Genomic DNA, 25905 nt, shown 5'->3' on the forward strand with positions numbered 1-25905 from the left:
GCCGGGTCGACGGTCGCCGTCGCATGCTCGTCCGGTGCGGGTGTGACAGGGGGGTGGAGCGGGGATGCGAGCGCTGTCACTGCGATGGGTCGGCGACCTGACGGTGGGCAGCGGGGTAGGCGCCGATGCCTCGGTGCAGGGCAGCGCGCTGTCGTCGACCACCCGATAGCGGGAGCGGCCCGGCATGGACACTCCGATTCCCGACTGGTTGAACCACATCCTGAACTTCTTCGTCGGGGCGACGTGGCCGACGGGTAGTGAGGGCGGGATGCGGGCGCATTCCGAGCAGTGGGAGAACCTTCGGGATGTCCTGGATGCCGCCCAGGAGACGCTTGTGGATCAGCGTTCCCGGGTGCCGGACGTATTGACCGGAAGGTTCGCCGACGGTGTCACGGAGTCGTTGGACAGTCTCATCAAGTATCTCGGTAGTTTGCGGACGACCGCGGAGAGCATGCGCAAGGACCTGAAGAACGGCGCGGCCGAGCTTCAGGAAAAAAAGATCATGCTGGTGGTGCAGTTGGCGCTGCTGGCCATCCAGTTGGCCTGGCTCATTGCGTCGCTGTTCGGGGCGTTGGCGATTCCGCTTGTGGTTGGTGGGTTCCGCGCCATCATCACCGCGCTTCTTCGCAACCTCTTCGTCGAGGTCGGGCAGGAGATCGCGCAGGAGCCGCTGCTGATGATCGTCATTCAGGCCGCGCAGGACGCCGACGGGGTTCGGGAGGGCATCGACTGGGATGCGATCAAGAAGGCCCTCATTCAGACGGTGATCGCCGCCGGTGTCGCCGGTGTCACCAATTTCGCCGCGGACAATGTCGTCGACTGGGCGGCGAGGAGGATCGCCAAGGTCGACCGGGTCGGCGTGGACGGCACCCTCTACATCACCGATGGCGCTTTCCGTGCGGGTGCGCTCTTCACCAAGGGCGGGGCGCAGGCGGCTGTGGCGATGCCGGCCGAGGCGGCCGGGCAGGTTGCGGTGGGAGCGCCGATCGAGTGGAAGTGGGGGACGGCGACCAGCGCGTTCGTCGGTGGTCTGTACGAGGGCAACGCCGCTACTCCGGGGCAGTTGCTCAATGGTCTCAACCTGCCAAGCCTCGACGGGTCTGACGAGAAGGCGTACACCCTGTCGCCGGAGGGAGACGGGCGACACGGCAGTGGAAATTCTGGCGTCGAGGGCAAGCACGAAACGCCGTACATCGATGACAAGGCCCCGGACGGGCACCGCGGGGTCGGCGCGGACGACGCCCAGGTGACCTCGACGGCCAACAGCGTGATCGGCACCGAGAAGATCGCCGACTGGGACACCGAAACTCTGGTCGGCGACGAGAAGGGCGTCGTGGGGACAGGAAACGCGCCGGCCCAGGCCGGTGAGTCCGGTGCCGCCCGGCAGTCCCTCCCGGGGGACACCGGCATCGGCACCGGCCGGGCCGCTGGGCTGGGGTCCGGCGGGCTGGGCACAGCGAACGCGGAGGCGTCATCGAACGCAGGGGCTGCCAGCGCCTCGGTGGGCACCACGGCAGGCTCCGGCGTCCATGCGACAAGCGGCGAAGCCGCCGGTCATGGGGCCGGGACCGCCAGCGCCTCGGCGAACGCTGGTGTGGCCGCTGGTGGCGCGGCGAACGGTGGCGCGGCGAGCGGTGGTGTGGTCGCTGGTGGCGCGGCGAACGGTGGCGCGGCGAGCGGTGGTGTGGTCGCTGGTGGCGCGGCGAGCGGTGGCGCGGCGAACGCTGGTGTGGTCGCTGGTGGCGCGGCGAGCGGTGGTGTTACGAACGGTGGTGCGGACGGTGGCGCGGCACAGCGCTTCGCGGGCCAGGGCGTAACGAATGGGGCCGCCGGCGACAGTGCCATTGGCCGGCCGGGCGGCGGTCTCGATGGTCATTCCCTCGGCGGCTCTCACGAGGGTGCCGGCCGCTCGTCGGCTGGCATCTCGGCCGAGACAACGGTTGGTGGCCAGTCAGGTGGGTTCGCGGAGGGTTACGGCGCTCGCGCCGCCGGTGAGCAGATCACCGGTGGCCAGCCGGCGACCGGAGCCCCCGAGGCCGATGCCGCTGACGGCGCTTCCCGAGGTGGTACGGGGTCGGAACGGGTCGACGGTGGTCCGGCGTCGGTCGGTGGCTTGGCGTCGGTCGGCGGCCCGGCGTCGGTCGGCGGCCCGGCGTCGGTCGGCGGCCCGGCGTCGGTCGGCGGCCCGGCGTCGATGGGTGGCCCGGCGTCACCGGTGGGGGACGCGGGCGGTGCCCGGGGGGATGGGCAGCAGCGAGTCGCGGGGGAGGCGCGCCAGGCGCTCGATGGCGGCGCCGCCCGATCGGGGCCTCCGGTCACGGTGCTCGGGGGTGCGGGTTCGGGCGCAGCCGACCGGGCGACCACGGAGTCGGGCAGCTCATCCGACGTGCGGACCGTCTCGGACCCCGGTAGGCAGCAGGCGCCGGGACTCACCGCCGACCGGTCGGACGGCGAACACCCGGCCCTGGCGCGGTCCGCTGAGGCGTCGCTGGGCAGGAGCGATACCCGCAGCGGCGGAATGGAACGCCTGCTGACGTCGTCGACCCAGGAGGTGTCGCATGTGGTGGCGAACACCCAGGCCGCGTTCGACAGCGCGCAGGACGCGATCATTGGCGCGCTTCAGGCGTCGCCGCCGGATCGTGCCACGGAGGTGGCGGCTGCCCGCGACGCCGTCCAGACGGTCCAGCAGTCACTGACGCACCTGGCGGAGTCGCTGCCGAGCCTGTCCAAGCAGCAGGCGAGGGCCGACACCGCGAGGGTGCTGGCCGCCTACGACACCGCGTCCCAACAGGTCCGCACTGTCACCGGCGTCGCGCACCTGCCCTCGGTCGACACGCTTGTCGACATGACCCGTCCGGAGGTGGTGGGCGGAGACCGGTCGGCGGCGGCCCACGAGCCGGTCCACGAGCCGGTCCACGAGCGGGTGTACACGGTGACGAGTGTGCAGACGAACCCCGTCGTCGGGGTGGACCATCTGGTGCCGGCGACGGTCGACGGCGTGCGGCGCGCCGCGCAGGATGTTCTGGACCACCTCGACGGGTTGACCGGTCCGATCGAGTCGGCGTTGCGGGAGGCGCTGACCGACCAGACCGGCACGGCGGAGGGCGCGGCCCGGACCGAGCAGGTGGAGACCGCCAGGGCGGTCCTCGACGCGGCCCGGCAGTCGCTCGCCGGAGTGGTGAGCTCGGACCAAAGCCGGTCGGGGCCGGCACGCGAGCACTTCCGCGACGCGCTGCTCCAGGTGGACCACGCCCGCTACGAGGTGAACCGGGCGACCGGCGTGGAGACCGTGCCGACGGTGGAACGCCTGCGGGAGGCGCCGACCGAACCAGGTGGCCCGGACGTGACCCCGCGCTCGTCCGGCCCGCTGCCGACGTACACCGTGGGTATGGCCCGCGTCGACGACGCCGCGCAGCTGGTGGCGGCGCTGCCGGGCAACGGGCAGGACATCGTGCAGGCGTTCCTGTCGCTGCGGGACGAGCGGGTCGATGACATCAGGGCCGCTCTGCAACAGCCTGGCTCGTCGGCTGCCTTCGCCGCCGTGACCGCGTTCGACATGAGACTCACCGCTCTGGAGGCGGGCATGACCGGCATGCCCGAGCAGACGCTGAGGGCTGGCCTTGTCGACCTGGTGCGCGACTATCGGATCGCCCATGGCCAGTTGCTGGCGCTGACCGATGACCAGAGCCTGCTCCCGCCGGTCGAGGCGATGCTGCTGTCGTCGACCTCGGACGACGACGACACGTCGACGGGCAAGGGGAAGGGCAAGGCGTCGTCGAACACCCGTGACGCCGGTGGCCAGGGCTCGTCGACGAGCCCTGGCGGTGACGCTGGGGGGCCGTCGGGTCGGGGCGGTGGTGGGGGCGCGGACAGTCGGGGTGGTGGCGCTGGGGGATCCTCGGGTCGGGGCGGTGGTGGGGACACGGACAGCCGGGGCCCGGCTCGGGACGGCGACGACGGATCCACCCCTACCCCCCGTGTTCCCGAGGTCGTCGCCGACCATCCCGAGGACGGCCGGCTCTACACAAATCCGGAGATCATCGCGGCGCTCCGGGAGACCGGGCAACTGCTGAGTGCGGTTCTCGATCCCGGGCAGCGGGACGCCCAGTGGCTCGCCGACAACGCCGACACCAAACTGCGGCAGCACCGCGACGAGGTGCGGGCGGCGACGCAGACCAGGAACGACCTGACGAACGCCGAGCAGGAGGTGCGGGACCGGCAGCGGCAGACCGATGCGGCGGAGCAGGCGCTACAGGCCAGTCAGGCTGGGGTGGCCGCGGCGGCGAAGGCGCTTGCGACCGCGACCGAGCAGCTCGCGCAGACCGAGCGGCAGCACGACGTCCTGCGGGAGACGCGTGCCGACGCGGAGCGGGCCAGGGCCGAGGCCGAAGCCGACAGAGCCGCCGCGAAAGCCGAGATCACCAGGCTTGAGGACGAGCGGGACACGGTGCAGGACCGGTTGGAGGAGGTCGACGAACAGCTCGGCAACCTCAGCCAGGAGCGCCTCGCGCGGCTCGCCCAGGATGAGCGTGCCGCCGGCCAACGGCGCCGCATCCACCTCATCGAGGAGCAGTCCACGCTCAACAATCGGCTCGAGGTGATCGCTCGGGAGGGTCGGCAACAGGGCGGCAGGGGCAGAGCAGCCGACGCCGCCCTGGCCAAGGCCAAGGCCACGATCACCGTGACGGACCAGAGCCTGGAATCGGTGACGGCGAGCCTGCGGAGGCAGCGCGCCACCCTGGCCGGGGACGACGGCCCGCGGGCACGTCTGCACCGTGCCGAGGAGAAGCACGCCGAGAACAGGGACACCGCCGAGGCAGCCACGGCGAGCCGGGACGAGGCCGGGGCGGCACGGGATCTGCTGCGTACGGAGGCCGCGCGCCTGCCCTCCGAGAAGGACCTGGCGGACACCACGACCCGCCTGACCCAGGCGACCCGGGACGCCGGTCTGGCGCGGGACGCGGCCGTTGCGCGAGCCGATGATGCCCGACAGGCCCGCGACGAGTGGCAGGACATCGCCGACGGGCGCGATTCAGACCTGACGATCTTCGGCGATCGTGACTCGACCGAGGGCGAGCGCAGCTTCCTGAGCATCGGCGCCGAGGGCGTGATCACCGAGCAGGCCGCGGCTCGGATGCGGCAGCTGGCGATAGCTGCCGTCCGCCCCCTGGGGCACTGGACACAGGACGCGGAGATCCAGAGCGACATCGCCCGCCTGACGACACCGATGGCGCTCGTGGACGACCTGCCGTCCTCCACCGGGCGCAGTGGCGCCGTCCGGGTGGTCGGAAGCGGCCGTCACGCGGTGCGACTGACGTTCCACTCGACGCTCACCCGACACGACGAGCGGGACCTCAATCCGGCGTACCCGCCACCCGAGGTCACTCAGGGCGAGAAGCGGCGCTTCTCGGATGTCTCCTCCACCAGCAGCCACAGCAACATCAACTACCGGGACCTGCCGCTGCCCATCCAGGAGTTCCTGGGTATGGGGACAACCGGCCCGTTGCGGGTGCTCAGTGTGTCGGCGGTGCCCCGGCTGACCCACAACCGGCAGACCCGCACCGCTTTCGTCGAAACCGGCACGGGACCGGCGACCATCGAGCGACTGCGGGAGCCAGGACTGGCACACTTCTATACCTGGGAGATGAGGGTTACGGCGGAGCCGGCCGCCCGCCTCCCCCGGCTGGTGACGCCCCCGGGTCGGCCCACTCTCGACGATCCGGACGACCCCTGGCAGGAGGACCTTGAGGGCGACCTGGGGTCGGACACCGTACGCGAGCGGTTGGTGGTGTTCTTTCCGCAGCACCTCGCCGTACCGGACCCGCCGGCGGACACCACGGTGGCGGACGAGGTGGCTCTCGCCACGTACCCGATGTCACTGGACACGCTGCACGACCCGACGGACCTGCCGCTGCGCATCCTGCACGAGTTGCCCGGTCTCGTCGCGGAGGCGCGCGCCCAGAGGAGGGCCGCCGCCGGCGGCCGGGGCGCCGCGCGTGACGCGAGGGTCGTGCGCTCGCCCCGCCGGGGACGCCGCCTCGGTGCCCGGCGGCGGCACCGCCCGGGGACGCTCAACACGAGGTCGCAGAAGCACGTGTTCAGCTTCGCCGGGCACGGCAACATGCACAACGTCTTCCAGCGGGCGCGCGACGGAGGCGCGTACACCGACCCGATCCACGACGCGAACGGCAAACTGCTCGGCATCCTGCGCCTGTCGATGGAGCCGGTCAAGGACGACACCAGCCGCATCGTCACCCGGGCGAGTGAGAACTCGCTGGAGTTTCTGAGCGAGTCGCAGATGACCGAGCGCGGATCGGTCGTGCTGCGCAACGCCTTCGACCTGCCGGTCACCGGCGGCGTCACCCTGCTGACGGCACCTGACGAGGAGACCAGGATTCCGGGCACGTTCTGGTCGGGCGGTCCTGCGGTCACCCTCGGCCTGGGCACCGGTGTGACCATCGGCCACAACAGCGGGGCGGTCTCGTTCGTGGGCCGCGGGTTCCGGTCCGGCCGGGAACCCGACCCGAAACGACCAGGTCTGGCACCCGACCCCACGGCGACCAAGGCGATCCGACGTGGCATGGTCGCGGACGTCGGCATGCGGTGGAAGCTGGAACTGCTCACCGGTGGGAGAGAGCAGCACAGCTCGCCGCCCTCCCGCACGTGGACCGGAAGCTCCGCCGGCCGTGGCGCCCGGGTGCGATACCTGCCCTACACGCTCCGGGACGCGGACCAGGTGCGCCACCCGCCGCGGGGCGTCGTCGACGGTGACGGGCCGGGCATGGTGGTCTACAAGAACTTCACCGTCGCCCCCCAGGGGACCGCCGCCGATCCGCGACCGAACCTGGACCGTCAGGTGGAGGAGTACCTGCGCGGCGAGGGGTATCTCCCGAAGACCGGTCCGGGCACCGGCCTGTTGGCCAAGAACCACAGGCGTCTGCTGGAGACCAGCTCCGGTGCGCACCGCGTCGGCATGATCGGTGCGCTGCGCGGCACCGGCCTCTGGGTGCCCTACGACAAGCTCACCGCCTCCGGGACGCACCGGAAATGGATCAAGTACTACGTTCCCAGCGATCAGGACCCGGACGTACGGTACGAGGGTCTCACCGACGAGCTCGGCGCGAACATGACGATCGACTCGTTCTTCCGGCTGGACAGCTTCCGGTCGATGTTCCGGTCCAAACGCGCCGCTCTCGACGCCAACCTCAGCCTGCCGGTCCGCAAGTGGTTGAAGAACCTGCTGCCCGGCTGGACGAACTCGGTGCTCAGCGGCACCGTGATCGGCAAGACCTGGGAGAACACCACGGCCATCGTGAACGGCCAGGTCCCTGGCCGGTCGGTGGTCCTGGACACCGAGCAGGACCAGGCGATGCACAAGTTCGTCCTCTCGACGAGCCTGCGCGCCGAGGCCTACGACGAGGGCCACGACACACCGGACGAGGAGTTCACACCGGGGCACCAACCCGTCTCCTACGAGGCGTGGGTGCCCGACATGCGGGTGCTGACCACAGCCTCGACCCGGCGTGAACCGATCAGTCACCGCGCCCCGACCGACTTCGACCGGGCCATGCTGCAGGCCGGTCCCACCCTGCCGAACCTCGCGGGCATCGACGCCGTCCGGGGCAGCGCCGCGCTCGACGCGATGTTCGCGGAGCTCGCCACGAGGCAGTTCGCCCCACTCCTGGAACAGCTCAGCAGGCTTCCCGACCAGATCGTCGGGCGGTGGTCGAAGCTGTTCGGCAACAACCCCGGATGGCCGACCACCCTGTCCGCGCACACCCGCCGGGTCTTCACCAGCGAGGAGCGGCTGCTGGCGGTGATGGACGTGATCCTGCGCGGCGCGCACTCCTCCGAGCAGGCATTCGAGCCGGGCCTGCTCTCCGACGTGGAGGGCCGGCACGAGTTGCAGGCCTATGTCCGGGATGTGCCCCGGTACGTGCCGCAGCCCCGCGACTACGAGCTCTATCTCGAGGACGGGATCCCGGTCACCGGCACCAGCGGGTTCACCCGGAGCCGGGAGGAGGCGCGGTACCACAGTGGCGGCGCCAACGTCGTGCACCCGCACGGCAATGCTCCGAGTGTCGCGTTCCTCGCGGCCGTGCGTACTCGCGTCAGCGAGACCAAGACGCTTGCGGGCACCGACTACCGGATCAACAACATCAGCGCCCGCACCTACACGATCATCATCCCGGTCACGATGGTCGGCACCTTCACCGGCGCCTCCCGCAACCTGGTGAACAGCCTCCGCTCACTCTTCGGCGGAGTGTGGGAGCCCGCGCTGCCGGCGACGGCGTCGGTCAGCGCGATCGACGTCGAGGACGGCATCCAGGTGCTGGTCAGCATCCTCGACATGGCGACCATCTGGCGGGATCTCGAACGGTCCTGGCCCGACGTCGCCGACTTCGCGGACGTGGATGGCAGGCCGGACGACTTCCGCCGGCCCGACGACTTCATCGCGGGTCTGCCCCCCGCGCTGCACGCCCAGGTCAAGGCCGCCCTCGACCTGTTGCCGCCCGAGCCCGGCGACGAGCCGGGCGCGGACGCCGTCTACCCACCACGACGGATCAGCCAGCGGCTGGGCCTGGGTGACACCTCGGTGCTGGACATCAGGCTTCCCGCCGGCCGTGAGTTGCTCCACCACACGCTGCGCAACGTCGGGGTGGACGCCGAAGGCTCCACCGCCCTGGGCTCCAACAGCTACTCGGCCGGGCTCTACGACTGGATCACCCTCCACGCGTCGAGCATCGTGACGCGCGGCGACATCCGCCGGTACTTCAGCTCCGGCCCGTCCCCGCACCCGGTGGTGGTGGCGCGGTTCGAACGCGCGATCACCCACCTGGGTGGCACCATGATCGTCGACTACAAACTGCTCGCCCGCCCGGACCCACTCCACGACGAGATGCGGCTGCACGGCCGGAGGCTCCCGCATCAGATCGACCTCTCCGCGACCGGCGCCGTTGACGAGAACGGTCGCCCCTTCGGTCCGGTACCCGCGCCGGAGTCGGACATGGAGATGCACGGGACCCACCTGACGTCCCGGGGCAAGGCGACGCAGCGGGTGACGTCGAAGGTCGGCCGCCTCTCCGGCCCCGTTCACACCAGGGCGCAGCGGAACGAACCGGTGCGACTGACCGGCGCGGCCCCGCAGATCGAGCTGTCTCGGCAGCGAGGCGAGGCCGACCTTGAACGTGACCGCCAGGAACCGCGGGTGATCACCAAATCCAAGGGTGGGCTGGCCCGCATGTACTACCCCTTCGAGATCAGCGTCGACGTGCAGGTGACGCCCCTCAAGGATTGGCTGATGGCGGCGGTGACCCCGACCGTCTTCTCCTGGGCGAAGTCGCTCTGGTCCAATCCGGACAGCGGCGCGGGCCAGCGGCCCTGGCTGAAGGCTGGCGCCGTACTGGAGTTCATGGCGGCCGACGGTTCCCCCCAGCCGCTGGTGCCGACCGGGCCGGGACGCCCGCCCGCGGCCACGGTGCTGCTCGGCGACCCGGCGGGGCGGGAGGTCCTGCACGGGACGCGGATCAACCCGACCCCCCGGACCAACGAGGTGGGCTCGTTCACCCTTGACGTGCTCCGGTCCTTCCGTCCCACCGAAGGGTTGGGACCGGAGTTCCGGGTGAGCTGGTTCAGCGCCCTCCCCAAGCTGCAGGCCCTGGTGTTCGAGGTCCTACCCGGCGTGCACCAGCGGGAACTCGCCGATTTCGTGGACGGGGAGGTCGGCGGGGGCAATCTCTACTCGGTGCTCAAACACGGCGGAGTCGAACAGACCTTCCTGAGCGGAGACCTGGGTGTCGGTGTCGACGGAGCGTTGAGCATCAAGACGATCGCCGCGTCACCCTGGCGGCCTCCCGCCGACCAGCACGAGCCCGACCCGGACGACTCCGATTCGCCTGTCGACTTCACTCCTGGCCGTGACACCGTCACGGTGTTCGAGTACTTCCCGATCGTCGGCTCGGTCATGACCTCCACCAGTCAGGCCGAGCAACGCCTGACCGTGGCGCTGGCCCCGCTCGTCTCGCTGAACCAGGGAGACGGGGTACGGCCGGCACCCAGTCCCACGGTCAGGTCGCGCCAACTGGACTCCGGTGACCCGTCGGGCGACGGCGGCGGTGGCACCAGTTCCGCGGGTCGTCCGCAGTTCGGCGCGGCCCCGGGCAGCCAGAGCTTCATCAACTTCACCATCCTGGGTGTGTCGTTCATCGGCTCCGAGACCATCGGCGCAAGCACGCAACTGCGCTGGTCGGACCGGCGAGGCCGGCGTTTCGCGCCGGCCAAGACCGGTTCCCTCGAGGAGAAGCACCCGGTCGTACTGCGCCAACGCGACGTGCTGTTGGAGATCACCGGCAACACCTCGACGGTGCCGAGCGTCATCTGGGACGGCATCGTCGACACGGTCCGCCAGGCCAGCCGCAGCGTTGGCGACGCGGCCAAATGGGTCGAGGACCTGGCCGGCTTCGGCGGGTCCATCGACGCCCTCGCCGAGCGGCTGAGCCCGGGTTCCTCCGTCGGGAGCCAGACCACGCGGACCCGGCTGCTCGCCGCCACCGTGGAGACCCGGATACCGTACGTCCTGGTGGACCCCGGCGAGGGGGTCGACGCGGGCGTCTACCTGCCGGGCGCGGCCGACCGCGACACGCACGTAGCCGCCATCGAAGGGCTGCCGGCGCAGCCGGACGCGCCGATGGTGATCGGCCGCGGTATCACCGTGGACGGCACGAGCACCATCGGCGGTCGGACGGCCGCGCAGGTTCTGGACACGCTGGAAACGGCGGGCGTCTCCCGGAAGTCCCTCTTGATCGTGGTGGCCGGTACGGACCGGTCGTTCGTCGAGGAGCTGTCTCGCGGCTGGGTCGGTCCCGTGCTCGCGAACCGGCATGTCGTGATCGACAAGGACGGCCAAGCGCTCGGCTACACCGACGAGGACGTCCGCGATGGTCTGCGATCACTTCGAAACTGGGAGGAGTTCCGGGGCGGTCGGCTCCACGGGGAGCTCCCCTCGCACAACCTCACCGACGTGCTGAGCCGCCGAAACGGACCGGACGTCCGACCGCAAGCTCCGGTGCGCACGGAGTCGCAACCGGTGTCCCTGTCGGCGCCGTCGGCCAGCAGACCGCTACCGCCCGACCACCAGGAGTACGAGGGCGCGCGGATCGCCGGTGGTGTCGGGAAGCCCAGGGGTGTCCTGAAGGCCAGCGGCATCGGGAAGGCCGACGACAGCGGGAACGCCGGTGGCACGGCACGGCAGCGGAAGGTGCGCTGGGCCCAACCGGAGGATTCCAGGACGTCCGCCGGCCCCTCCGCCGGCCCCTCCGCCGGCCCCTCCGCCGGTCCTTCCGCCGGCTCTTCCGCCGGGCCGGCGGGGCGCGGCGACCTGGCCGGTGCGACGCCTGCCGACCGCAGCGGGTGGACAAGTGTCGGTCCGCCACGGGTGGCGAGCGAGGTGCTGACCAGGCACCCGTATCTGCGCGGGAACGGTACGGACGCCACCATCTCGCGGACGAACTGCATCTTCGCGTCGATCGTGACGGACCAGCGGCTACACACGCGAGGCCAGGGCACTTTCGTCGCCCCGGAGTCGGTGGAGACCGAGGTGGGCGTTCTGCCCTGGTACGCCGGGCGGCCGCTACGGGACGTCGCGGGCTTCGACGCGATCACCGAGGCGGTGCGCAACGCGCCGGACCGCGCCACCGGCATCGTGGTCGTCAACGGCGCAGACGGCGAGGTGGCGCACGCGTTCAACGTGTTTCGCGACGTCGACGGAGAGCCCACCTACTGGGACGAACAGACCGGCCAGCCCGCGACGGCGCCCCCGGATCCGTCCCGGATACGGTTCGTGGCCACCACCGAGGGCGTACCCGATCCGGCCGCGCCGCCGACCTTGCCACCGCCGCCGGTCTTGCCGTCAGCGGTGGACGCCGCCGTGGACCTGGCCGGGACGTCGGCCGAGGAAGAGACCGGCACGCCGGCCCAGGACCGGTGGCCGGCCGACGGGTTCGTCAACCATCCCGACGAGTTCCGGGCCGTCGGAGACGACGTGCGCCGCCGCCTCGAGGTGGGGGACGATCCCATCCCGTACCGCACCCGTGGTGTGTTGTCCGGCCTCGCGCCCGGCGCGGACGCCGCGCTGACCCTGACCCTCGGTCTCGACCCGGCGGATCCGGCGCGCACGTCGGTCGACGGCGTCGCCGTGGCGGCGCGGCTGCGTCGGCCGGAGAACGTCACGATCGCGCCCGACGGCAGCGCCGTCACGATGCGGATCACCGACGACTCCTCGGACACCTGGACCGATCTGCGGGAGATCGTCCGCCACCTGCGCTCCACCGGCGTGCGGCAGGTGCGCGGTGGCATCGAGGCCGCTCTCGACCCCGCTGGCGACACATCGGGCCTGTCGACGCTCGTCGACGGGTACGCGGCGGAGGTGGGCGTGCTGCTGGCCGCGACTGCCGACCCCCACGCGCCACCCGGTGGCCTCCTGCTGAGGCCGGACGCGATCGTCGCGGAGATTCCCGCCGCGCGGCTGGACCTCGGCACCATCCAGGCGCAACTCGCCCTGGTGGCGGCGGTACGGGCCGTGGACCCCACCTCGATGACGGCAGCGTCGCGGCCCAGCGCCGTTGCCCGCCCGTCCGCCGCGCGCGCCCTGATCGACCAGGTCGGGACCGGTCCGGCGCACCGACGTGACCTGGCCCGGCTCTTCCACCTCAGCGGACGGGTCGCCCCCAACGGCGAGACGCGGTCAGGGCCGACGGGCGTACCCGGGCAGGGGTCGCGGGCTCTGACCGGTGACGGGCTGCGTCGGTTGTTCGACGAGGTCGTCGCGGCGGGCCGTGTGGTCGATCCGGCCGGTCGGATGACGGTGGCGGACTGTCTCGCGGTGGGGCAGGCGCTGGTGTCGCGGCTGTTTCCGGGTGGCCCCCTGGCGCACGCGGTCCGGGTGCCCCGAACGCGGGACGACTCGGATCTTGGCCGGCCGGCGGAGGCGTGGTTGGGGGATCGGCAGGACTGGGAGCGGTTCGACGGGTGGGACGGGTTGATGGCGCGTCTGGGCGCGGAGGGGCTCGGTCAGCGGTCGGTGGCGGTGGTGTTGGTGGAACGGACGCGGTCGGGGTTCGGGCACGTGTACGCCGCGTATCACACGGCGGACGAGGGTGTGCTGTGGCTGAACCTGACCGATCCGGGTGCGCTGCCGCGGGTGGGCGCGCCGCAGGAGACGCCGGAGGAGCACGACGCGGATGTCCACGCTCGTGCGCTGGTGATCGGTCCGGACGGGGTGGTCCGCGGCGGCGGCACGTCCCGGCGATCGCTGGCCGAGGCCCTGGTGGACCCGGTCGCCAGTAGGGGGTATCGCGGCGGCGGGCTGGAGGGTGAACGCACCATGCCGATGGACTTCAACATCGACGCCATGGTGCGGGCGCGGTCGGGCAGCATTCTCGCCCGCGCCCGCGACGGCAGCTTCCACATCGAGGTGGAGACGAAGCAGCTGCACCACGCGGCCGAGGAGGCCGAGGACGGCGAGCCCCGCGGCTATGTGCTCCCCGACGATCCGGCCGCCGGCGACCCGGCGTGGATCGCCGTGCCCGAGCTGGTCACCGGAATCATCAGCAACCTTCCCGGCGAGCAGGGCCGGATCGAGGACACCGAGGACTTCTGGCGGCAGCTGCAGGAGCTGGAGGACCGGTTCGAGGCGGTCCAGGGGCCTGCGGGCCTGCCCACTGTCGCCCTGCCCGCGACTCTCGCCTCCGCCGAGGTGGTGGCCGAACCGGCGGCCAGCGGGACGATCGGTCCGCCACCGCGAGGTGACGAGGGTGGTTGGCACTGGCACATCTCGATGGGTACGCCGATCGAGCGCCTGTCGCGCTTCCTGGCGCACGTCGGGGAGCGCACCTGGCGCGACAGCTCTGTCACCTACGAGTCGGCCCCGCTCGGTCTGCTCGCCTATCGCACGAAGGAGAACCAGCAGGACGGGGTCGCCTTCGGTGATCGCGAGGCAGAGCACGTCCTGCGGTACTTCGCCGGTGCGGGTCAGGTGCCCAGCGCCCGGGTGCTCGACGCGATCAAGGGTGTGCTCGCGCTGGTGTACGCGCACACGGCCGGGGCCGCCGAATACCTGCTCGCCCCGATGAGCCTGACCAAGGCACACGTCGCCGCCCTGTCCCGGCCCGCGTTGGGCCTCTACGTCCGACAGTTGCCCTGGTGGGCGCGGCTCTATCTGAGCGATCAGGCGGACGCGATCCACAACCGCTTCGCCCAGTTCTACCTCGACCACAACAACGGCTACCTGGACGAGCTCGGAGCCGTGGCCGGCGCGGGGGTCGGTGTGCGGCTGTCGAGCCGTCAACAGCCCTGGACCGCGTCCCGCGCCGCACCACTGATGTCGCCGATGATGTACCTGCTCTCGGCGCTGCACGGGAAACTGGTCGACCAGCAGCACGTGTTCCCCGGGATGACGACGCACGACGAGCTGGACACGGCGGACGGCAGCCTGTCGGCCGAGCTCGGAGTGGTGGAGGTGCGGTCCTACGGGGCCCGCCGGGGCACTGTCGCGCAGGCCCGTGTGTGGTACCAGGAACTCGCCGGCCTGGCCCGCGACCTGTACCTGGAGGTGAAGGACCTACCACCGCTGCGGGACGTACCGCTGCCGGAGGCCGGGCCGACCACCACAGGGCAGGCGCGCCCGGTCACGGCACCGCTGTTCGAAGCCGTCAGCCGAGCCCTCGCCGACGACCTGCCGGGCGCGCTCGACGCGCTCGAGCCGGCCCGCCGACACCTGACGGTCAGACAGCGGGCCCAGTGGGCCAGGCAGCTGACGTCGCTGAACCACACTCGGGTCGTGGTGGGTGCCCCGGGTCCCGGAAACCCGTTGCTGACTCTCGCGGCCGAGATCTCGATGCCACTGATCAGCATCTGGCTGATCGCGCCCACCTGGGACACCGCGATGCGGGAGTGGCAACCGCTCAACGACATCCTCGCCGTCGACGGCGGCCGGGAGCTGGTCCCCTTCCTCCAGGAGAACCTCCTGCCGGACGATTTCGACGCCCCGCCCTGGCAGACGGTCGGCGGTGGCGGCGAGGCCGCGCGCCAGGCCGCGGCCACCGTCATCGACCTCGCCAGTGCGGGCCTCGGGAATGAGACGCTGGCGCTGCTCGCCGCCGACGGCGCCGAGGCCCGCCAGGACGCGTTTCGCGCTCTGGTGGCCAAGGCCGACCTGAATGAGTACGACAGGTTGCACCGACTCATCGAGGTGGCCGGCCCGCCCGCGGCCGACGTCGCGATGCTGACGGCCCTCGGTCGTGCCGCCGGTGACGACGTCGACGCGGCGGAGCTGATCATTCGGGACACGGTGGATCACCTCGACTCCACGTCCCGGAACTACTGGATCCGCCGGTTGAGCCACCAGGGCGAGCGCGGCGACATCGGTCTCCCCGAGGTGGACCGGCTGATCCTGCTCATCGCCGAGGCACCGGAGACACCGTGAACGACTCGGGGTCGCGTCTCGTTTGACAGGCACGTCCGGCACACCGTCGGGCGTGGATGGAGGCGAGCACGTGGCACGGGTCGAGAACGAACCTCGGTGCGCCGATCGGATGATCGTGCCGGAGGTTCCACGACCGCGCACCGCGCGGGTGAGAGTCATCCCGAGACGGCGGACGATCGTGGGCCGTGCCGTGCAGGTGGACGCCCTCGACGAGGCCCGTGCGGCCGCCGCGATCGGTGGCCGGTTCGCACTGGTCCGGGGGCCGGCCGGCAGCGGCCGGACGTCGCTGCTGGACGCGGCCGAGGGCGCGTGGCGTGCGGCCGGGGTGGTGGTGCTTCGCGTGGCGCCCCCCGTGGCCGGTGACACCGCCGCCGGCTTCGCGGCACTGCTGAATGCCGTTCGCGACAAGTACGAACTGCTGGCCGACCCGCCGCTCGCCGGCCCGCTGAGCGCGCTCGGTGCTCTCTGCGACACGTCCGCCGACCAGTACGCCGGGCGTGGCGTCGCGTTGGCTCAGCAGGCCGCCGCCGCGTTCGCCGTGATCGGCCGGCGGGCGCCGACGGTGGTGATCGCCGACGACGCGCCTCCCGCGCTGGCCCCGGCGCTGGCCGCCGCCGTACGCGACGGTTGCCTCGTCGTGGCCGTGGGCGCGCCCGGTGACGGCCGGCTCGGCACGCTCGCCGACGTCGTGGTGGACCTGCCGCCGTTGAGCACCGAGGCCGTGCGTGGGATGCTCGCGCGCCGCTATGCCGTGCCGCTCGACGACGCGGTGCCGCCGGCCCTGTCCACCGCGCTCGGGCCGCTCGCCGGGCATCCCGGCACGGTGCTGGAGGTCGCCCACGAGTTGACCCGGGCCGGGCGGCTCGCGGTCATCCGGGGACACCTGTGCCTGCTGGACCCGCACGCCCCGATCGCGCTGCCGACGGACCACCGCCTGCTCGCCGCCCTGCGAGCGCGCGGCCCGGTCGCCGTCCGCCTCGCCACCATGGCCGCCGTCACCCGATTCGGCATCGACGACCTGCCGCTGTTCGCCGACGCCACGCGGGGCCGGCTGTCCGAGTACGGCGAGATGATCGACGAACTGATCGACGACGGACTGCTCGTCACCGAGCCGCAGGGCGGGATCCTCCCGCAGAGCCCGGCCCTCGGCGCTCGCCTGATCACCGATGCCGGTCCGGACGCGGTGGCCCGCCTGCACCGCGCCTGTGCCGCGGCGATGTTCCGCCGGGCCGCGTCCGGCGCGCCGACCGATGGGGCAGCCCTGGCCGACCAGGTCACCTCGGCGGGCGTCGCCCTGCCGTTCGACACGCGTACGGCGGTTACCCTCGCCGCCACGGCTGTCGAGAACACCGACCGTGCGCCGGACCGGGCGGCGCACTGGCTGCGCGCCGCGCTCTGGCACGCCGGCGTCGGTCGGGCCGGCGACGACATCCTCGCTCGGCTGCTGCGGCTGCTGGTGCGGACCGGCCAGGTCGCCCGCCTCGGCGAGGTGGTGGACACGGCGATCGATCGAGGCCACGGCCCGTCGTCCCGTCACGCCGGCGACCTCGCGGCGGCCGCCGCACTGGTCGCCGTGCACACCGGAGTGCCGGTGCGCCCCACCATCCGCTTCGCTCTGGGAGTGGCACCGGCGGCGCGGGCAGTCGTGGGCTTCGCCGACTGGTGGCTCACCGGCGCACCACCCGCGGAGCCGGGGCCGCCCGCGGAGCCAAAGCCGGAGCCAAAGCCAAAGCCGGAGCCAAAGCCAAAGCCGGAGCCAAAGCCGGAGCCGGGGCCGGTACTGCCCGCGGAGTCGGGGCCGCCGGCAGCCCCCGGCGACAGCGGATCGCTGCTGCACCCAGCGGAACTCGGCGTCCTGGCCGGTGCCGTCGGCGACGGCCTCACGGATACGGGACCGGCGACCGAGGAGTTGCTGCTGGCCGGCGAGACGGGGGACCTGGCGGCACTCCTGGGGCTGGTCCTGGGTCCGCAGCGCTACGGCATGCCGAAGGGCGGGCACCTGTCCGCGTACCACCGGCTGCACATGTGTCAGGCCGACGGGGACCTCTCCGGTGTGCTCTCGGCCGCCCGCGAACTGGACCTGACCGGCGCCGAGGCGCCCCTGCAGCGCTGCCTCGCCCGACTCTGGGCGGTCGAGGCGCTCGGCCTGCTGGGTCGAGCCACGGAGACGCCCTCCTGGCGTTCGGTCCCGAACGACCCGCCGTACGCGGCCCTTCGGTGGTGGGCCGGGAACGGTCCGGCCGGGGAGGCCCAGTCGGCGCGGGAGGCGGCCCGGCGGTTGGGCGAGGGGCGTCTGGCGTACGAGAGCCACCGGCGCCACGGCAGCCGCATCGGCGTCGAGCATCTCCTGGTACGGGCGGCGGGCCTCGCGGCACGGTTCGGTCTCGGCGAGCAGTTGGCCTGGTTGGCGGCGGTGGTCGACGCGGACGTGGCCGAGCCTCGGCGTCGGCTCAGCAGGCAGACGACGCTGTTGATCCAGGCGTTGTGCAGGGGTGACGCGACCGCTGCCGCGGACGGTGTCGACCTCGTCCGGGCCGGCGGAAACCGTCTCGCCCTCGCGTACGCCGCTCTGGCGTTCGGCCGGGTCGCCGAGGACCCGGGGCCGTGGCTGATCGAGGCGCAGGCGGTGGCGAAGACGATGACCTCCGGTTGGCTGCGGTCCGCCGTCGCCGCCGCGATGCGGGAGCGGGACGTCCGGCAGCCCCGCACCCGTACACCCAGGACGGGGTTCAGCCCGGTGGAGATGCGCATCGTCGAGTTGATCGGTAACGGACGGACCAATCGGCAGATCGCGGCGCAGGTGCGGATCAGCGAGAAGACCGTCGAGAACCACCTGACCAGGCTCTTCGCGCGTACCGGCTGCCGTTCGCGTGTCGAGTTGGCCGCGGTGAGCCTCACCACCGACATCCTCGGCTCGGCGTCGTGAACGGCGGAGGACACCTTCCGGTCGATCTCGACGGGCCCACCCTGACCGTGCTCACCGGTCCGGCCGGCATCGGCCGCACCCACGCGTTGCGCTCGCTGCGGGAAGCCGCCGAGCGGGCCGGCAGACCCGTTCTCGACCTGCGGTTGGCGCCGGAGTGTCGACACGACGCGGGGTACCTCGCCGGGCGGATCCTCGCCGCGCTCGCCCCGATCCCCACCCGCCTGGCCGCCGGTCGTGGGCGCGCCCTCGGGGGCGAGCCACCCTCGCGCGCACTCTCCCGCGTCCTACGGCGACACCCCGGCCTGGTGCTCCTCGTCGACGATGCCCAGTGGACCGACGCCGAGTCCGCCGAGGCGCTGCGGGATGTGTTGCACGAGGCGTTCCCGGTGCCCGTACGCTGCGTCGCCACCCTGCGTGCCGACTCCGGTGTCGGTCCGGAGCAGTTGGCCGCGTTCGACCGCCTGTGCCAGGGCGGGCTCGTCCACATCGAGCGGCTGCGGCCGTTGTCCCGCGCCGGGGTCGACGCGCTCGCCCGTCAGGCGTTGCAGGCGACGCCACACGAGTCCCTCTCGACGCACCTGCGCCGGCTCAGCCGCGGTGTGCCGGCCGCGGTGCTGGCCGCCGTCGAGGGTTACCGCGGCTCGGCGGCCCTCCGGGTCGTCGAGCGCCGCGCCTACCTGACCGACCCGACCCACGCACCCAGGATCCCGGCGGAGCACGACCTCACCCGGCCGGTGCGCCGGTTGGGTCCGGCTGCCCACGCGGTCGCCCGCGCCCTGGCAGCGCTCGAGCCGCTGGGCATGGCCGTCCCCGCACTGATCGGGCAGGCCCTCGCCACGACGCCGGAGCAGGTACACCGGCACCTGGACGCCCTGCGGTCGGAGGGTTCCGTGCGGGAGGACCGGCACGGTTGGCGGATCCGGGTGCCCGCGCTGGCGCTGGCCCTGCGCGCGGGTCTCCGCCCCTATGAACGGCGCCGCCTCGCGCAGGTGGCGGTCGAGGCGCTCTGGTCGGGCACCGCCCGTTGCGCGGATCCGGAGTACCTGCCCGATCAGGTCGTCGCCGCCGGTGGCCTGGTCGACGCCGGTCGGGCGACGGTCCTGCTGCGCCAGCACGCGGACGACGCCGCGGTGCGCGCGCCCGCCGCGGCGGCACGTTGGTGGGCCGGTGCGGCCGATCACAGCGGTGATCCCGCGGACCGCGCCGAGGCCCTACTCGCCCGGGCTTTCGCCGAGTTCGGCGTCGGCCGGTACGCCCTGGCACAGGCACAGCTGCGCCACCTGCTCAGCGGGTACGCCGACACCCTGCCCGACGCCGCCCGGCAGGAGGCCGAACTGCTCTCGCTCGCCAGCGCACGCGGGACGCGTACGACGGAGGCCGTGCACGCCGTCGCGGCCGGCGAGGAATGGCTGTCCGACGGTCCCGTGCCGACCCGGATGACCCGGGCCGCGGCACTCTGCCTCCTGGACCGCTGGGCCGAGGCCGCGAGCCTGCTGCCGTCGGACTCGACCCGGCCGGACACCGGGCCGGTGCTCGGCATGCCCGTGGCCGTCACCGGTCAGGCTCGGGTAGGCGTCACCGGTCAGGCTCGGGTGGGCGTCACCGGCCACGTTCCGGTGGGCGTCACCGGCCAGGCTCGGGTGGGCGACGCGCCGACCGGCGACGGGTTGGTTCGGAGCGCTTCCCGCCGCCGTTTCGCCGACACTGTCGCACGGGTCGGCCGGGCGGCGGTCGTCAGCGAGCTGGACCGGGCGGAGCACGAGCTGGCGGAGGCCGGTCTGACGGTGGCCGAGCTGCCGACGCCCGAGCGGTGCCTCGTCCACTGGCGGGCGGGCCGGTGGGACGCCGCAATCGACGCCGCGCTCCTCGGCATCGCCGCCGACCTCCCCGTGACCCGGCCGGTTGCACACAGCACCGTTCATCGGGCGGCAGCCGAGATCCTGCTCGCCCGTGGTTGGCCGATGCGCGCCCGAGCGCTGCTCGACGCGGCCCGCGCCGACGCGGCACCGTTGCCGCACCTGCTGGCACCGGTGGCGGCCGAGGCGGAGTGGATCCTCGGCGACGTGCCGGCCGCCGCCCGCGTGGTCGGCGACGCCGTGGCCGCCGCCACCGGGCACGGGCTGGTCGTCGGCCTGGACGAGCTCTGGCTGCTGGCCGCGGAGCTCGCGACGGAACGCGGGGACAGCGACGCGGCCCGCCTGGCCGCCGCGTCCGCGGTGACGGCAGCGGACCAGAGCACCGCTCTCGGCGCCCTGCGGGTCGCGACGGCCCAACTGATCGTCCAATCAGGCCGGGCGCGGGCCGACGATCCCGTGGCACTGGCCCGGGTCGTCGGTCAGCCCTACGAGGTGGCCAGGGCGATCGAGCGGGTGGTCCGCTGGACCGGCCGGAGCGTCGAGCTGCTGGGCGAGGCGTACGACATCCTCGGTGACCTGGGCGCGATCCTGCACCGGTCCCGGGTCCGCCAGGCGATGCGCGACCACGGCATCCCCGTTCCGGGACGGGTGCGGACCCTCGCCGAGGGAGAGCAGTTGCTTGCCGTCCTGGTCGCGGAGGGACTGTCGAACCGGCAGTTGGCCGCCGCCACCCAGACCAGCGCGAAAAGCATCGAGGGCCGGCTCACCCGGCTGTTCGGCCGCACCGGCTACCGGTCCCGGGTGGAGTTGGCCGCGGCCGTGCTGACCGGTGACTACCGCAGCGGCTGAGGACGCCGCCGGTCAGGCTCGGGCCGAGGCCCGAGCGGGGCCAGGAAGCTCGACAGGGGCTGGTCGATCCCTTTCGTCCGCTGCCGCCAGCGTCCGCCGTCGGCGTGCAGCACCTGGTCCACCCGGGCGCCGTCGTAGCAGCCCTGCGGCAACAGCAGCGTCACACCCTCGGCCACCAACTCGGGTAGGCGCGACCGAACCGAGGTGAGGGCGGACAGGGCCGCGGCGCTGGCTCGCGTGTCGATCGCCTCGCCCGCCACCAGCCGAAGACGTACCAGCCGGTGTCCGTCGCGCACCGGCGGCCGACGTTGGTGCAGCGGCAGGAAGTCGTCCGGCGACTCGACCGGAGAGTCCGGGACCAACGCCCAGGCCCCTGCTCCCCGTGCACCTCCAGGCCAGCGCACCACATCGTCGGGGAGCCCGTCCGTGCCGTGTCGGGCCCCGGTGCAGCGCAGCACGACAGCAGATCCGGGCAGCTCGGTCTCCTCCTGTGGCCGCCCGTCGTCGTCGATGTCGTAGCCCGCGCGCAGCCGGGCCTGGTCGAGCCAGCCCGCCGGCAACAGGAACGTACCCGTCGGCCTGGTGCCGAGGTGGCCCGAAGGCAGGTCACCGACCCGGTCCAGGTCCACCAGGCCGCCGGCCTCGACCCGGAGGCACAGCAGATGCTGGTACGGGTGGGCCCGGGCGACCCGCTCGCCGTCCAGGTCGCCGACGAGGAACAGGTTGGCCGACGGCACACCCTCGATGGCGACCCGCCGCGGCGACCAGGGGCTGGCCAGCCAGAGCCGCACGGGTTCGGCGTTCACCTCGGGTCGCTCCGGCAACCACCGGAGACCGTGTGGCCGGCCGCCGGGTGCGGAGACGGTGAGCGCGGGTCGAGGGCTCGGCGCCGGCAACACCCGGTCGGGCGGTGGCGCGGCCGCCGCCGGCGCGGGTGTTGCCGGCGCGGCCGCCGGCGCGGCGGACGGTAGCGCTGTCGCCGGCGCGGCGGGCGGTGGCGCGGCGGACGGTGGCGCGGCGGGTGACGGCCCCGGCGACTCACCCGCGCCCCGCCGACGCGGGATCAGCCATCCGTCGTCGTTGCGCCACCGACCGGTCTCGGCCCGCTCACCGGGATCGGCGGCCCGCAACCAGCGCGCCGGGCGCCGCTGCTCGTCGACGGCCCGGGCCAGGCCATCCCGGACGACGACGACGGCGCCGGGGGTCAGCGACCAGATCTCGACGCCGAGGTCCGACTCCAGAACGTCGAGGTGCTCCCGTAGGCCCTCGGTCCACTCGGGTGCCACCGGGGTCAGCAGTTGGAGGTCAGTGCCCCGCCAACCAGCATTCGTCAGCAGGGCCCGCAGCTCGACCGCGCCCACCGCGAGGTGGCTGCCGTCCTGGTAGCGCAGAGCGAGTCGCCCTCCGTCGAGAATGGTCAGGTCGACGAGCATCAGGCCGGGCTCAGCCGACAGGTCGACGTACCGGTCGAGGAGCGCGGCCTCCGACGCCCGTTCGGTGCTGATCAGCGCCACGCCGCCGGCGGCACTGACCACGGGGCCGCCACTGGGCCCGAGCCGTCCGTCGCGATCGGCCGCGAATCGAGGCGTGTCCGCCGCGTACGGGGGTCGGTACTCCCGCCAGCGGGCGACCATGCCGGCGCGGTCCCGAGCGGCCAGGTCCAGGCAGCCGCGCAGCAACACCGCCTCGCTGCCGATCTCCGGGGTCCACACCGTCGCGCCGGTCGCCTCGGCCAGAGCTGTCACCTGGGCGTCGAGTCGCTGACACTGCACGGGGTCGTCCGGCCAGCGCAACCACACACGGAGGTCACCGCCGTACAGGTAGGTCGAGGAGAGGACCGCGGCCACGTCCTGACCGGAGTACCGGCCCGGGTTCTCCCCGGCGGCGTCCAACCGGTACGTCGAGAGCCGGAACTGGCCGGCTCGGGTCGCGAGCGCTACCGTCATCAGGTCCGGATGACCGACGCCGAGGCGGCTCGCCGCGGCCCGGCGGACGACGAAGTCCTCGCGGTTGGCGAACTCCAGGCCGCCGGCCAGCGGCAGGGTCGCCAGCCCGCTCCTCGGTAGCACCAGGCCGCCGGCCAGGTCGAACCATCCTGGCAGTGTGGTCCGGAGTGCGGTGGGCTGCACCAGGACCCAGTCGACGACCTCTCCGCTGATCCGGTCGATCGGGACGGCCTCGGCCCGGCCGGCAAGGCTCGGGCCGGCCAGGCGCCGCACTGTCGCGCCAGCGGGCGTGACCAGGATGTCGCACCCCAGCGCGCTGGCGACCTGCCCGAACAGGGCCGCGTCCCGGGCGCCGTCGTCGACGAGGACACGGAGGTCGCACCCCGCGACTCCGGCCGCCCGCGCGTGGGCGGCCACCTCCTGCGGGGTCAGCGCCGTGCCGTGATCCTCTGGCCGGGCCAACCCGCCGTCGTCGGTGCGGACCAGCACGACGTCGCACAGGCCATCGACGGGTAGCGGCAGGTCCGCCGCGGAGACCTGCTCCGGGGCCGCCCCGAGCGGGCGCTGTCGGTTGGGTCGCAACGGTGTCCCCGCTCTATGTTCCGCATCGGGCCGGCGCCGGCCGCGAGGCGTCCATTCTGGGCCTCCGCTGCACGCGGGGCCACCTCACCGTCCGGCCCCCGTCGCAGCCGGCGGGCCCAACCGCAACGACCACCGTGCCGCAGGTCCCGCGCCGACGACAATCGGTACGGTTCGCTGGCGACTTCCGGACAGCACGCGCAGGGGACCCGACAGCGCCACGGCGTCGGGGCCGGCGCACACCACGATCCGTACCCTCGTCGACGTTTCCTCGGCTGCCAACTCTGTGACCGCGTCGATCCGGCGGCAGCCCTCGGGTGCCGCGTCGCCGAGGGCGTCGCCGACCACGACCACGTCCGTGTCGGCGTCGAACTGATCCACCAGGGCGAGTGCGTGCCGGCGGCAGGCGGTCAGGTCACCTCCGATGGTGAGCACGTCGGGGGCCACCGCGAGGTCGATCCACAGCCGTCGTCCGTCCCGGTCGCCCAGCACCACGGGGGCACTGGACGGGGGCGGTCGCTGCCCGTCGACAAGCCATCCGTAGGGGGCTCCCCAGCGAGCCGGGCGCGCCCCGACCAGCCGCACCGTCGCCCGGTCCGGGCCGCAGGCCAGATCCGTGACCAGCGTGGCGAACGGGTGGGTACGGGACGAAGGTGGGAGGCCGGACGCACGGACGTCGGGGACCGCCCGAAGCGGGGTGCGAACGGCGGGTCGCGGCGACGGGACCGCCACGGGTGGTGGTGTGGGTGGTTGCGCGGGTGGCTCGGTTGAAACCGGCGCGGGTGGCTCGGCCGCGATGGGGAGGGGCAGCACGAGGATCGGTTCGGCGGGCACCGGGGGGCGTGGCTCCTGCGGTGGCGGTGCTTGTGGTGCGGTCACCGGTGCGGGCCGTTGATCCGGGGAAGTCGTCGGGCCGGGCCGGGCCGGGCTGCTGTCCGCCGCATCGCCGCCACGGGTTGGCCGACGCCGAGATCGGAGAGCCACCTGTGCCCAGAACAGCAGGAGCACGGCGAGGGCGACAAGCGCTATCCGCAGTCCGGTCGGGGACCACAGGGCGGGCAGGTGCGGCAGCGCGTCGGCGGGGGGCGCCTGCGGTCCTGCGGGCGCCGTGGACGCGCGAGGCGGTGGGGACGGTGGAGACGGTGCCGGTGATGGCGTCGGTGCCGGAAGCGCGCCGGTGCGGACGCCGGGGCCCCTGGCGTCCCGGGGCAGGGCGAGGATCCAGCCGGGCTGCACGATCGTCGCGTCGGTCAACCGGCGGCCGTCGGGTTGGAGCCGTCCCTCGTTGAGGGCGAAGATCTCCCGGGATCGATTGCCGTTGCCCAGTGTCTTCGCGGCGATGGCGAACAGATATTCCCGTTGGCCGTCGACCGGGGGCCCGACGACGTAGTACTTGCCGGTCTCCTCCGGGACCCGCAGCGTCGACGCGGGCGCCGCGTTCGCCACCGAGGCAATCCCCGGTGTGCTGCCGGCCAGCGTGAGCAGGCAGAGGCCGAACACCGCGAGCCGTCGTCTCATCGTGGCATCGTCCTTCGCCGGGGGTCGTCGTGCGCTGCCGCGATCCAAGGATCGTCGGAGGAGTGGTGAACCGGGGCGCGCCACCTCTCGTTCTCAGGATGTTCTCCCGAGATCGGAGGCGTTATGAGGGGAATTACACCGTATCCGCAGTGCGAGGGCAATATCGCCGACGCGTGCCGCGATGCCGCAGCCGGCATCGGTGCGCAGCTCGACCGGCTACGCGCCCACCTGGCGAGCCTCGAACCGGCACGCCTGCGGATGTCCGCCGCCCGTCACGACGCGCTGCTGACCGGGTACGACATCTACGCCCGGATGCTCGACGACGCGCTCCAGGACATCGCCTCTGGCCTGCAGACGGAGGCTGAGCTTCGGCTGTCCGACCTGACGCTCGCGGCCGGTGCGTCCCGATGAGCGGCGGCGAGTGGGGATCAGCCCCCGGCGGTCTGGGCGACCCGGCCGACCTCGGACCGGCCATCAACGCGCTGGCAACCGATGTCGCCAGCAGGCTCGCGACGTTGCGTGAACAGTTGGAACCAACGCGGGCGCGGTGGGCCGACACCCACGACTACCTCGGTCCGGCGGAGGAGTGGGCCATCGCGGCGGACGGCCTGCTCGGCCCGACCGGTGTGCTGGGGATCATCAGTGCGGCTCTGCGGGTCACGCTGCCGGATCTGGTCGGTAGCAGTTGGTCCGAGCGTGCGTCCGGGCACGGTGGATCGGCAGCGGGTGGCGACTGATGTCCGTTGCCGC

7 protein-coding genes are annotated in these 25905 nt (G+C 72.8%); 5 read left to right on the forward strand and 2 right to left on the reverse strand.

Features of this window, described 5'->3' with window-relative positions; translation table 11 throughout:
- Positions 1 to 184: 184 nt before the first annotated feature.
- From AB0C25_RS09715 to AB0C25_RS09725, 3 genes are all read left to right on the forward strand, one after another.
- Complete coding sequence (locus AB0C25_RS09715; RefSeq protein ID WP_357371385.1) at positions 185 to 15481, forward strand: toxin glutamine deamidase domain-containing protein; 15297 nt, start codon at positions 185 to 187, stop codon at positions 15479 to 15481.
- A gap of 178 nt (positions 15482 to 15659) precedes the next feature.
- Complete coding sequence (locus AB0C25_RS09720; protein WP_357371387.1) at positions 15660 to 18407, forward strand: LuxR C-terminal-related transcriptional regulator; 2748 nt, start codon at positions 15660 to 15662, stop codon at positions 18405 to 18407.
- Positions 18404 to 21112 (forward strand): AAA family ATPase, encoded by a 2709-nt coding sequence (locus AB0C25_RS09725; RefSeq protein ID WP_357371389.1) that lies wholly within the window; start codon positions 18404 to 18406, stop codon positions 21110 to 21112. The genes AB0C25_RS09720 and AB0C25_RS09725 overlap by 4 nt, the downstream gene beginning before the upstream one ends.
- On the opposite strand, the gene AB0C25_RS09730 is transcribed toward AB0C25_RS09725, so the two are convergent.
- The gene (locus AB0C25_RS09730; protein WP_357371391.1) at positions 21097 to 23640 is read right to left on the reverse strand and encodes a hypothetical protein; all 2544 of its coding nucleotides are present in this window, start codon (positions 23638 to 23640) and stop codon (positions 21097 to 21099) included. The two genes, AB0C25_RS09725 and AB0C25_RS09730, sit on opposite strands and share 16 nt — an antisense overlap.
- Positions 23641 to 23724: 84 nt before the next feature.
- Positions 23725 to 25155, reverse strand: a complete 1431-nt coding sequence (locus AB0C25_RS09735; RefSeq protein WP_357371393.1) for a hypothetical protein — start codon at positions 25153 to 25155, stop codon at positions 23725 to 23727.
- 123 nt (positions 25156 to 25278) lie between these two features.
- Between AB0C25_RS09735 and AB0C25_RS09740 the strand changes: the two genes are divergently transcribed.
- Positions 25279 to 25566, forward strand: coding sequence for a hypothetical protein (locus AB0C25_RS09740; RefSeq protein ID WP_357371395.1), 288 nt, complete (start codon positions 25279 to 25281; stop codon positions 25564 to 25566).
- Positions 25563 to 25892: a hypothetical protein gene (locus tag AB0C25_RS09745; RefSeq protein ID WP_357371397.1), complete on the forward strand. Its 330-nt coding sequence runs from the start codon at positions 25563 to 25565 to the stop codon at positions 25890 to 25892. Before AB0C25_RS09740 ends, AB0C25_RS09745 begins: the two co-directional genes overlap by 4 nt.
- Positions 25893 to 25905: the final 13 nt, after the last annotated feature.

It is taken from the genome of Micromonospora sp. NPDC048839, assembly GCF_040649915.1.
Classification (GTDB): Bacteria; Actinomycetota; Actinomycetes; order Mycobacteriales; family Micromonosporaceae; genus Micromonospora.